We start from the raw sequence: 12,616 nt of genomic DNA, 5'->3' as shown, positions 1-12,616 counted from the left end.
TTGATGGTTATTGCTATGAATAACAGCAGCGCTGTACTTGAATGTCAGCACGTCAGTAAACATTACGGCCAGGGTGCGTTGGCAGTCAGTGTATTGAGCAATGTAAATTTGCAAATATTGGCGGGAGAGCGTGTTGCAATTGTCGGTGCATCGGGTTCAGGGAAATCGACTTTGCTGAATATCCTCGGCGGATTGGATATTCCAGATCGCGGAGAAGTCACTGTAGCAAATCAAAATTTATCGCGTCTGAGTGCCGATGAGCGCGGCCGTTTGCGCAATCGCAGCCTGGGTTTTGTTTATCAATTCCATCATTTATTGCCCGAATTTACCGCGCTGGAAAATGTGTCCATGCCGCTGTTAATCGGCAAACATTCCATCGCTGAATCCAAAGAGCGCGCGTTAAAATTATTGGAGCGTGTTGGTCTCGCAAAGCGCGTTAATCATAAGCCTTCCGAGCTTTCCGGCGGAGAGCGTCAACGCGTGGCCATTGCGCGCGCATTGGTGACCAATCCTGCTTGCGTACTAATGGATGAGCCCACAGGAAACCTGGATACCCATGCCGCAGAATCTATCCAATCGTTAATGCTGGAATTAAATCGCTCGATAGGCACCAGCTTTGTAATAGTCACTCATGATCCGCGTTTGGCGGCACGCATGGATCGTACTCTCACGCTAACAGAAGGCGAATTGCGCGAAGGTAATTTGCTGGTGGCCGAACTTTAATATGTTCAAACGTTACATATTTTTAGTTGGCACGCGCTACGGAATTTCCCGCCGCCATAGTCATTTGGTTTCATTTATTTCGCGGCTATCGACAGCAGGTTTGGTGATTGGCGTTGCCTTATTGATTCTGGTGATGTCGATCATGAATGGTTTTGATCGTGAATTGCGCGAAAATATTTTAGGTGTGATGCCGCAAGCCAGTGTGTTGCATCGTCACGCTATGAGTGATCCGGAATCTTTAATCACACAGGTTAAACAGCATCCGCGTGTCATTGCTGCAACTCCCTTTGTGCAATTACAGGGACTCCTGAGTCAAAATAAAGCAGTAGCCCCCACACAAATATTTGGTATTGATCCTGCACAAGAACACACAACCTCCAAACTGCCGGAATTTTTACCTGCGGGGACTTTGGATTCGCTTGCCACAACTCCGGGGGCAATTGTGCTTGGCCGTGGTGTCGCAGAAAAAATTAATGCAGCAGTCGGGGAGAGTTTAAATTTAATTATTCCTGCTGAAGGTGGCGCAGCACCGCGTGTAAAAGTTGTCCATGTGATCGCGATTTTAAATACGCACACTGATATTGATAATGGTCTTGCACTGATGGAATTACATCAAGCGGCTGAAATTGCCGGATTTCCAGGGCAAGTTTCAGGTATACGTTTAAAAGTAGATGATTTATTTGCCGCACCACAAGTGGTGCGGGACATTATGCAAACCTTGCCGGCAGATTATTACGGATCGAGTTGGATGCGCACTCACGGCAGTGTTTACCAATCCATTCAAATGTCTAAAAACATGGTGGGCATGTTGCTGTTTTTGATTATAGCAATTGCCGCATTTAACCTGGTTTCAACCTTGATTATGGTGGTTGTCGATAAGCAAGGCGACATTGCTATTTTGCGGACTATGGGTGCCTCTACCGTAGAGATTATGGGTATTTTTATGGTGCAGGGCGGTTTGATTGGTTTAATTGGAACCAGCATTGGGCTCGTGATTGGAATTGTTCTTTCTTATTTCGTCACCACTATTGTGCAGGGCATCGAAAAATTATTTGGTATCCAGTTTTTGCATTCTGATGTCTACCCCACAACCTATTTGCCGTCAGAAATTGTGGCGAGCGATGTGTTAAAAGTGGTGGGGACCGCATTATTAATTAGTTTTTTTGTCACGCTTTATCCTGCATGGCGAGCCTCTAGAATCCAGCCTGCTGATGCACTGCGTTATGAATAATGGTTAGAAATAAATAATCAGCAATGCAAAATAAAAAAGCCCGCAATGTTGCGGGCTTTTTTCATTTCAATATTTTATTTTTCGGTATTTATTTGTCGGTCCGCACGTTTTTTCTGGCGCTTTTTCCAATTATGGTTCACATGCCAGCGCCAATAGGCTTGCATCGAAAAATATCCCAATGTCCCAAACAATAATCCGGTAATAATTGAGCCTGCTGCCAAAGGTTTCCACAAATGACCAAATTCATTGGCTAGCCAATCCCAACTCAATTCCGGTGCGGTGAGGGTAATCGGGTCCAACTGCAATACCAACCTACCCATTTGATAGGTGATGAAAAAGAAAAAAGGCATCGTGAATGGATTAGTGATCCATGTCAAAGCTACTGCAAGGGGAAGATTACAGCGAAAAAAAAGTGCAGCAGCAGCAGCTACCGGCATTTGGCCGGGAATGGGGAGGATTGCAACAAATAATCCCCAGAACATAGCAACGGAAACAGAATGACGATTTAAGTGGAACAGGTTGGGATCGTGCAGCAAATCGCCCAGGAAATGGAATGCGGGGTTGCTTTTAATAGCAGCGGGGGTCGGGATATATCGCTTCAGTAAGTTTCGCGCCATGCCAAAAAACCAGGTTACTGTCTAAAAAAGAAGGGGCATTATGCCCGTAAAATCCGGCCAAGGCCATGTTAATGGCACTTGCGCCGACCTTGTTAGCCTTCACAGGATGCCATAAGCTGCACGACAATCTGATGACAAGGGGTTTATCAGCTACATCGTTAAAGGATTAACCTTATGCCTATTCGCTTGGTCCTGTTTGCCATTGGCGTTATCGCCGTCAGTTTTTTTCCACGTCTTCCCCAGCTCGTATTACTGTGGGGGCTATTAATTTTATTGGTGCTGCTCATCCGTTACACCCGCCACTATTGGGCGGTGGCATTACTATCAGGGCTAGGGTGGGGCGTATACTCCGGCCATCAATTACTAGCAATGCAATTGAATGAATCTTTAGTCGGTAAAGATTTAATAATTGTTGGTGTCATAGCTGATTTGCCGGACACCAATGATCGTCGTTCGCGTTTTAATTTCAATGTCCACCAAATAATAAATTCACAAGGCGATATCCTCGATATCGACGATTTCCCTGAGAAGCTCCAACTTAGCTGGTACTCCGCTTACCACAAAAATACTAACACCCAAAAAATAACACAATTACCGGAATTAATTGTTGGACAAGCCTGGCAGCTAGAGGTTCGCTTGAAACGCCTGCGCGGTTTTGCAAATCCGGCGGGCTTTGATTATCACGCCTGGTTATTGCGACAAGGAATCGGCGCAACAGGCTATGTTATCAATTCAACTAATACTGTGAAGCTTGAAAATTATCCAATAGTAGTACATTGGCGTGAATGGATTGATCACCAACGCCAGTTATTACAACAATGGATTTTATTACACAGCAATTCCAGTGAGCGGGGAATTTTAATTGCATTATTAATTGGTGATTCTTCGCATGTAGAGAAAGAGCAATGGAATCGTATGCAACAAACTGGCACTAGCCATCTCATTGCTATCTCAGGTTTACATATCGGATTTCTAGCACTATTTGGATTTTATATTGGCCTGGGTGCTGGAAAATTCATTCAGCTGTTTTGGCGCCCATGCCCTGCATTTGTTATTGCCTGGATCATGGCAATTGCTTGCGCAAGTTTTTATTCCGCGCTCGCCGGTTTTAACATTCCTACCGTGCGCACACTCATTATGCTAAGCATATTTTATATTGCTTGCCTGGCACAACGTAGTGTACGCATCGTTGATATCTTTTGTTGTGCACTGGCATTGGTATTAATTATTGATCCGCTTGCCGCTTACGATATGGGGTTTTGGTTATCGTTTGGTGCAGTTGCTTTACTGTTATTTTATTTTTCCGGGCGATTTATTTCCAAAAAAAATGAAAATCACTGGCGTGGTTTTTCCTTGCGCGATATGAGCCTGGGTTTTATTCGCTCTCAATGGGTAATGTTTATTGGGTTGTTAATTCCCTTGAGTGTATTGGTTAACAACATCTCTTTGGTGGCGCCCATCGCAAATGCAATTGCAATACCGCTAATTACATTTTTCGTGGTGCCATTGCTGCTTATCAGTGCGTCATTGCAAAAATCATTTTCTTCAATCAGTGATTTTTTATTGAACACGGCTGGTGCTGCTATGGAGGTATTAAAGGTTATTTTACAAAAATGCCTTGATTGGTCGGGCGACTATGCAAGTCCGATTGTTGCCTTTTCGCCCGCGTTATCGTGTTTAATTGCTTTTAGTTGTTTGGTGCTGTTGTTACCTAAAGGGCTAGTACATCGGGCAATCGGTTGGTGTGGCTTGGCATTAGGGGCGTGGCTTGCCTATTTCGTACCGGCGGTAAATGTTCCTGAATTAAAGATCAGTGTTATGGATGTAGGGCAGGGCACAGCGTTGGTTGTGCAAGTAAAAGATAAAACCCTTGTTTATGATACCGGCCCAAAGTACACCGAGAGTTTTGATGCAGGCGGTGCAATTCTGGCCCCTTATTTATTTTCCCAGGCAATTTCAGATATCGATGTAATAGTGGTTAGCCACAATGATATGGATCATGCTGGTGGATTAAACAGTTTTCTGGATAAAGTGAGCGTAAAAAAAATACTATTGGGTGATATTGAAAATACAAGCTTCAATCAACCGGATTCTTCCGTAACAGAAAATTGCCATCAACAGAAACCATGGCAATGGCATAAGGTCTCATTTGAATTTTTACCCGTGCGTGCCACGCGTAATGCGAGCGATAACAATAAGTCATGTGTGTTGCTGATTCGTTATCAAGATCAAACCATATTGCTGCCCGGTGATATAGAAACCCGTGTTGAAAATCAGCTTTTGAGTGAAAATAAAATTCCTGAAAATCTGACAGTGCTACTCGCAGCCCATCATGGTAGCCGCACTTCTTCGGGTATTAAATTTGTTCGTCATGCTACTCCTGAAATCGTCGTTTATTCGGCGGGTTATCGCAGCCAGCACGGCCATCCACATCCGCAAATTCTCCGTCGTTTTCAAACAATAAATTCGCGTGAACTAAATACTGCAGAATCAGGAGCGTTATTGTTTGAATGGTATCAAGATAAGCCCGTAATAATTGCGGAATACCGGAAAGCGCACCGCCGATATTGGTTTGAATGATTCAACCTCATGGAATTGTTAAATTATCGACAATGTTGTTTAGATGATTGCGTGCCTGAGTAAACATTTATTAGAATCACCAGATATTTAATTAGATAAATGGAATGAGCCATGGACAATCCTCTACAGTGCTTGGCAGCACGCACTATCCACATCAGTATGCTCTATATCTGTCTTCGAATTTACAATTCCGCATCGCCTTGAGCCATACCACTAGTTCAGCTAACGTTGATAGTGCATTTGTGCCACAAACACAAAAAATCCATATAACAAGTAACAGGAATGACTGGTAATGAGAGTGTTGTTTATCCATCAAAATTTCCCCGCGCAGTTTGTGCACCTTGCTCCTGCATTAGCCGCCGATATCAAAAATGATGTTCGCGTACTAACGCCCAGCAAACGCTCTGTGCCTCGCGGCGTAAGAGTGCATCACTATGAAATAAAACGCAGCAGCAGTGAAAATATCCACCCATGGCTGGTGGATATGGAAACCAAAACCATTCGTGCGGAAGCGGCGTTTTGGGCGGCACAAGCATTAAAAAAGCAGGGTTTTACACCTGACGTAATCATTGCCCATCCCGGTTGGGGTGAAAGTTTATTTTTAAAAGAAGTATGGCCAACAGCAAAACTCGCTCTTTATTGCGAGTTTTATTATCAAGCGCAAGGTGCGGACAGCAATTTCGATCCCGAATTTTCCCAACAAGAAGAAGATCTTGCCTGCCGGTTGAAATTAAAAAATGCCAGTTTTGATTTGCATCTACTGCAAGCAGATGCCGGTTTATCTCCCACTCATTACCAGCGTTCAGTATTCCCGGAATATTTTAAATCCAAAATATCCGTCATCCACGACGGAATAAATACCCAACTGCTAAAACCAAATCCCCAGGTAACCATGCAATTAAATGGTAAAACCATCACCAGGGATGACCAGATAATCACCTTCGTAAACCGCAATCTGGAACCCATGCGCGGCTACCACATTTTTATGCGTGCCTTACCGGAAATCCTCAAACAAAACCCCAAGGCACGAGTAATTATTGTCGGTGGGGATGATGTAAGTTACGGCGCAAAACCACCAGCAGGAACAACCTGGAAGGAACTATTTTTACAGGAAGTAAAAAGCCAGCTGGATATGAGCCGCGTGCATTTCGTTGGCAAATTGCCTTATCCCAACTTCATCCAGTTGCTGCAAATATCTACGGTACATGTTTATTTAACTTATCCCTTTGTGCTGAGCTGGAGCCTTATGGAAGCCATGAGTATCGGTTGCTCCATTGTTGCCAGTAATACAGAACCGGTCAGGGAAGTTATCAAAAATAATGAAACCGGTATTTTGGTGGATTTTTTTGATCAGCAAGAAATAGTTAACAATGTTACAGAGTTGTTAAATAACCCAAAGGAACGGAAACGGTTAGGTGATTTTGCGAGGGATTTTATTTTTAGTAATTATGATTTGGAGTCTGAATGTTTACCCAAGCAAAAGTTGTGGGTTGAGAAAATATTTTTCTGATTTTAATTTATTCCTTTTCATGTAAAACTAATAGCACAAAATTTCAGTATGTTGAAGAAAATATTGAATAAGGCAGTTAAAAAAACAATTGTTAATGCGATAGGAATTGTTGGATGGATGTGCGCGCAGAATTGTGCAGTATCAAAATGCTGCACCGATTATTATTATGAAAATTTTATTGAAATTAATCCGAGAAAAAATTAATGATTAACTACTCCGATTTGCTTGGCTGTACTTGGAATTGCGTACATTTTTATGAAGTTGAAAATAAAATTAATGAAAAAATTATAAAAAAATATTGGATGAATGCTCCATATACTGCAGGTAAGTTAGTATCATTTTGGTAAACAGCAGCTGAAAGAAATTCTCATGAAAAAATCCCTTTTCACTTGATTTTTGTTTTATAAAAATAGATGCATTTGATAAAGTCTTAATGATTTTCGCGATACAAATCCCACATTGAATATTTACGCATACTCCGGTTTAAAAGCGGATGGCGGTGAAAGTGATGATTTTATCTATACCTCCATCGGGGGATCAGTTGCTCACGGTGGTGCTGATAACGATGTTCTGGTGTCATCAGGCCCAGCCTATTTTCAGTTTAATAATCTGAAAGAGTTTCACAAAAAAATGACTTTCTATTTCAATACAAAAAATGATGAAGTATTTTTTATAGATATGTCGCCTAAACCCTGTTTACAAAATGGCGCCAGTTGATATTATTCGCGCTGTATACATACCCACCTAAATTTTCAGGACAATGGATGATTCATTAATTCAATGAATCCCTCAAAACACTGGATGTAAAAATGGACGTACTGGCAAACAAGCCAAATCAATATCCCAATCGTGGATTTATATTCCCATTCTTATTTCGTTTTCCTGCTCGCAATTCAACAGAGGCGAGCAGGCATTTAGTATGTTGAGGAAAATCGTATGAGTAATGCAGTATCTAAAAAAGCAATTCTCAAAATAATCGGTATAGCCGGATTTGCAGCTTTCTCCAGCTTATTACAGGCAGCAAGTTTTGATTGTGCCAAAGCAACTACAAATGTTGAAAAAATGATCTGTCAGAGTAGTCTTTTGTCAAGAAGTGATGAAGAGCTGGCAATGGCTTATAAAAACGCAATGGATGCAGTTGTTGATAAAGAGGCATTAAAGCAACTGCAACGTACCTGGCTAAAAGACACCAGAAATAAATGCCAAGATATTTATTGTTTAAGTACAGCATATAGAAACCAGGCAACCCTATTGCTTCAGGCAGAAATGCAAGTGAAAGAAGCCGCAGGAAAAGTAGGAAAATATATTTGGGTTGGTGATGCCTTGAATGGCAATGGTGATCTTGTATCCAAATCAGAAGATAAGCCTCTTTGTCAGGCATTTCGGGAAAATCTCAATTCGTTTCCATCCATAAATCCTATGTTATGTGAGCTAAAACTAAATGCTGATTTGGGGTTTAAGCCGTTAGCATGGAAGCCATTAGATATTAAAAACCATGAAAGTATCATTCGTGATATTGAGAGATTTAGCTCTAGATATAACGCTTTTGGATTGAAAAAAGTTAATGATGATTTGCAATGGAAAGAAATATTTGAGTCAGTTAAAAGGCATGCAGTGCTAAATTACATAACGTTAGATGTTAACAATGATGGAAAAGAAGAAAATTTACTACATTATTATAGCCATGACGATGATGTTAAAAACTGCGATGTCTACCAGCGTGTTGGTTCTCGAAGAAACTATGGTAAATATTATATTACGGACATGGAATTTAAAAATATTTTTACTTTAAGTGGAAGTAAGGGGGCACCCAAAGACTTTCAGCACCCCAATTCGGGTGATTTTTTTAACTACAAAAATGAGTTGTATTTCGTAACTATGGATGAAAAGAGATTATCAAAAGGAAAAAATCAATTTTATTCAGAGTTACGTTTAAGCAAGGTTCCTAGTCACCATAACGCTATGGGGGCAGATGAAAAATGTTTTTATCACTTTGTATGGCCATAAACTTACCTCTCTGATCTACAGGGATTAACTAACAGGAGTTTTATATGATCAGTTTTAATGAGTTGGATACAACAACCTACGAAACACTGCGTCAAACATTTATTGAGTTGTTGGAGGCCAAGAGGGTTGCTGTTTATGACGATGGTATTGGTATTCCGACAATAGGAATTGGCTATAACCTTCGGGATGCTGGTGTTGCTGAATCTGTTATTACTTCAATGGGTGTAAATTTTAGTGCGGCAGCTTTTCGTGATAATCCTGTTGCAAGAGCTATAGAAAGTGACTACGTAGATCAACTCAGAAATACCTGCGCCAATAATGCATTAAATGTTCAGCAATTAACGGATGAATTGAACCGGATTATGGCAAGCAGGTATTCCGATACGGGGTTGAATTCTATTTATGGCACGGGTGCTAATAACGAACGCAAGCAAACATTTACTTATGCAGGTGTTGACGACCCTGCAATGCTTGATCCCTTTGATGCAGGTGTTGAGCGTTATGAAGATCGTGTCAATGGCTGGGCTGGTGGTGAAGGTGTTATTCCTGATTCGTATGAGCGCTTGGCTTTGCTTTCAATGGCTTATCGTGGTGATGTAAATACAGGTGTTGCTCCTTCAATGCGTAGGGCGTTTGATCAAGGAAATCGTGCAGAACTATGGTATGAAATTCGTTACAACACCGTTGGTAGTAGAACACCTGAAAATATCCAAAGAGGAGTTGCAAAACGAAAGTATATAGAAAGTGAAATGATTGGGCTGTTTCCGACTAGCTTATTATTAACGGAAACTGACGTTGTTAACGCAGTAAAGATGTATTCTAAGCATAGGAATCATATTCTTGATTATGATGCAGATGTAAGAAAAGGAGAATCTGCACGAGTTTTAGCAAATGAAGACGAAAACTTCGCTCCATTTTTGCTTGGTGGTAGTGTCTCTGATATTTATGGAGAGTTGAACCCAGCTATTAATTGGGTCAAAACAAATGGCTACGACGAATTACAAGGTGATTACCTGGGTTTAATTCAGCATTTGGATGGAGAATTTATATTTGGTGATCACACCAATGGCGTGTTTGATGATGCACTGGGTACATTATCTGACTCAGCCCGGCCTCTTGATAAGTCTGATTTGATTATGGGGCTCACAGGAAATGATTATATTCTCAGTCAAAAAGGCGATGATATTATTTTCGGTGGTTTGGGGAACGATGAAATTTATGCGGGTGAGGGCAACGATCAAGTCTTTGGTGGTGAAGGGGAGGATACTCTCTCTGGTGATGAAGGTTCCGATGTACTGCATGGCGGCGCAGGCAATGATACCTATAAATTCGAAAACGATTTCGGCACTGACATTATCAAAGACTCTGACGGTAGCGGTACAATTTCAATAACCGGTTGGTCCGGTAATTTCAAATCCCTGCATGGCTCCGATATTATTTTCCGCGATGATTCAAAAAGCTTTGAAGCCATAAAAATAAATAACGGTTCATCCACTGATCTTCTCATAAATTCACTCACCGATGCCGCTAACGGCACTATTCTGATTCGCGATTGGCAACCCGGTCACCTCGGCATTTCCCTAACCATTGACACATCAACACCAGCAACTGGAACTCCCGGTGTTGTTAATGGCGATGAAAAAAATAATGCGATTACCCTCGATAATTTGCGCGATACAAATCCCGCACTGAATATTTATGCATATTCCGGTTTAAAAGCGGATGGCGGTGCAGGTAATGACATCATTATGGGAATGCTGCAAGGCAGCGATACATTACTCGGTGGAGCGGGCGACGATATTATTTCCGGTGGTTTTACTACCACGCTGGATGGTGATGTTATCAATAACCTTAAAGCCAAAGTTGATGCAACTGGTGCAGATAGCATTGATGGCGGTGCAGGGAATGATTTTATCTATGCGTCTATCGGAGGGGCAGTTGCGCATGGTGGTGCTGATAACGATGTTCTGGTGTCATCAGGCCCAGCCTATTTTCAATTTAATAACCTGAAAGAGCTGCATAAAAATGATTTGGAGAAAATCGTAGGGCACAGAGCAATCACACGCGATGAAGTTTATGCAGATGCAATTGCCCAAATGGAATTCAGGGTCGAGCAAAGCGGAACGACCTACAACATAAAAAATGAATTTTATAAGAATTTCACCAACAGTTTTGCTGAATACAGTTCGGCCATTGAGAATGTGAAATATATTGGCAAGGATGGAAGTGTCACAACTAACCATAGTAGTGGCGATGTTGGTTATAGTTTTCCTGGAAGTTATACGCTCACGTATGACTATTCCAATAATGGACGATTAGCTATGGCTGGTAGTAATCCATCACCCGCTATAACAGCAATAACCACATTCGTGGCGTTGTCCGATGAAATTGCCAATAAGCTCGCTACAGTCAAAGGAGCTAATTTATTTGGTGATGAAGGTAACGATACATTATCGGGCGGTATCTACGCGGACTATCTATCTGGCGGTGCTGACAATGATGTGATTTTTGCGGGTGGAGGAAATGATGTTCTGGATGGCGGGACCGGAAAGGATACGCTTTTTGGTGAAAAAGGTAAGGATATTCTCATTGGTGGTGACGGCAATGATGAGCTAAGTGGTGGTGATGATAATGACCTTTTAATTGGTGGTGATGGTCAGGATAAATTTGATGGTGGAAATGGTGATGACACTATTGTTGGTGCAGTTGACGATTTAGGTTTTAATGGTGGTGCTGGCAATAATATTTTCATTATAGAAGACATTGTATTTGAACACGCCGGTGGCGCATCAGCTGCAAGTCGCTCCAGTGATTCACTTGCTTATACAGCACAATCTTCTTACACCGGCAATGCTCAGGCTGCTGCCAGTCCTGGCCATATGGTGGCAATTACAGGCAATGAGGGAAATAACACCCTTGCACTGGTTGGTGTTTCCTCTCTGGATCAAATTCGTGCTACTGCTACCAATAATGATTTGGTTTTACGCGTAGGCAATGCCGCATTTTATATTTTTAATGGGCTCAATGGCTCTGTGGGTCAAATTGCTTTAGGCAATAGTGTTGATGAATTTAAAGAGTCAGCAACAGCAAACAACGCGACGGCTATTGATGACGTTATTCTTGCCCGGCTAAGTTCGCAAGTAAATCGCACTGCTCAAACGGCAGGAACGCAGTTGGTTGGTGGTTTGGCTAATGACACGCTTTATGCTCATGCCGGTGGTTCAACCTTGATTGGTGGGCGCGGTGATGATTCGTTAACAGGGGGTATAGGCAGCGATACTTATTTAATTCGTGCAGGTGATGGTATTGATACCCTTATAGAAAGTGGTGGCACCAATACTATTCGTTTTGCGGAAGGGATTAACGCGAACCAATTGTTACTGAGTCGAGTTGATAATAATTTATTAATCGTAATCGCTGATGATCAGAAAATTGTTGTCAGCAATATGTTTAACGCACTCACAGATGGTGTGTTCCCCAATAAAGCAATACAACGTATTGAATTTAATGATGGCCAGGTATGGGATTTGCCACGCATCCTTGAAGAGTCCTCAAAAGGAATCAATCTGGTTGGCACTGAGTTTGGTGATACTCTTGTTGGCTACATAAATGCAGACACTATCACCGGCGGAAAAGGTAACGATAAATTATACGGCGATAAAGGTGATGACCATTATTATTTTGCCACAGGTGATGGCGCTGATCTGATTGATGATGTGAGTGGTACGGATCATCTCCATTTTGCAACAGGTATTACGGAATCCCAGGTCAGTTTACGCAGGGATACCAGCAATAATCTCATTATCCGCATCAATAACACTGACAGTATTACTGTGCTCAATGCTTTCAATACACAAGGTGAGCTCACTGTAAATTCAATCGAGCAAATTCATTTCGATAACAATAATGTGTGGGATGTGCAGCGCATTAATGCCGAACTCGCGTTAA

Annotated in this window: 8 protein-coding genes; 7 read left to right on the top strand and 1 reads right to left on the bottom strand. The window is 41.8% G+C overall.

The genetic code is table 11. The features are described 5' to 3' along the window. Window positions 1-15 precede the first annotated feature (15 nt). The gene (lolD, locus tag A596_RS18625) at window positions 16-723 is read left to right on the top strand and encodes a lipoprotein-releasing ABC transporter ATP-binding protein LolD (protein WP_200882969.1); all 708 of its coding nucleotides are present in this window, start codon (window positions 16-18) and stop codon (window positions 721-723) included. Window position 724: 1 nt separating this feature from the next. Further along, window positions 725-1,954, top strand: coding sequence for a lipoprotein-releasing ABC transporter permease subunit (locus A596_RS18620; protein ID WP_039917645.1), 1,230 nt, complete (start codon window positions 725-727; stop codon window positions 1,952-1,954). A 74-nt stretch (window positions 1,955-2,028) separates the two neighbouring features. On the opposite strand, the gene A596_RS18615 is transcribed toward A596_RS18620, so the two are convergent. After that, window positions 2,029-2,571, bottom strand: coding sequence for a DUF2062 domain-containing protein (locus A596_RS18615; RefSeq protein WP_039917644.1), 543 nt, complete (start codon window positions 2,569-2,571; stop codon window positions 2,029-2,031). Window positions 2,572-2,745: 174 nt separating this feature from the next. Here A596_RS18615 and A596_RS18610 point away from each other — a divergent pair, with 174 nt between their 5' ends. The 5 genes from A596_RS18610 to A596_RS23175 form a co-directional block, all read left to right on the top strand. After that, window positions 2,746-5,151: a DNA internalization-related competence protein ComEC/Rec2 gene (locus tag A596_RS18610; RefSeq protein WP_039917641.1), complete on the top strand. Its 2,406-nt coding sequence runs from the start codon at window positions 2,746-2,748 to the stop codon at window positions 5,149-5,151. Between the two features lie 292 nt (window positions 5,152-5,443). Continuing rightward, entirely contained in the window at window positions 5,444-6,661 is a 1,218-nt protein-coding gene (locus A596_RS18605; protein WP_039917640.1) for a glycosyltransferase family 4 protein, read from the top strand. A gap of 459 nt (window positions 6,662-7,120) precedes the next feature. Then, a complete protein-coding gene (locus A596_RS18600) occupies window positions 7,121-7,378 on the top strand; it encodes a hypothetical protein (protein WP_039917639.1) in 258 nt (85 codons plus the stop codon). 219 nt (window positions 7,379-7,597) lie between these two features. Next, the gene (locus A596_RS22315; RefSeq protein WP_052417677.1) at window positions 7,598-8,668 is read left to right on the top strand and encodes a lysozyme inhibitor LprI family protein; all 1,071 of its coding nucleotides are present in this window, start codon (window positions 7,598-7,600) and stop codon (window positions 8,666-8,668) included. Window positions 8,669-8,712: 44 nt separating this feature from the next. Continuing rightward, on the top strand, window positions 8,713-12,616 hold a 3,904-nt coding region (locus tag A596_RS23175), incomplete at its 3' end, for a calcium-binding protein (RefSeq protein ID WP_039917638.1).

The sequence above is a fragment of the Cellvibrio mixtus subsp. mixtus J3-8 genome (assembly GCF_000766945.1).
GTDB classification, from domain to species: Bacteria; Pseudomonadota; Gammaproteobacteria; order Pseudomonadales; family Cellvibrionaceae; genus Cellvibrio; species Cellvibrio mixtus_A.
Note: the sequence above shows the minus strand (reverse complement) of the source record. Positions and strands in the feature narration are given on the sequence as shown.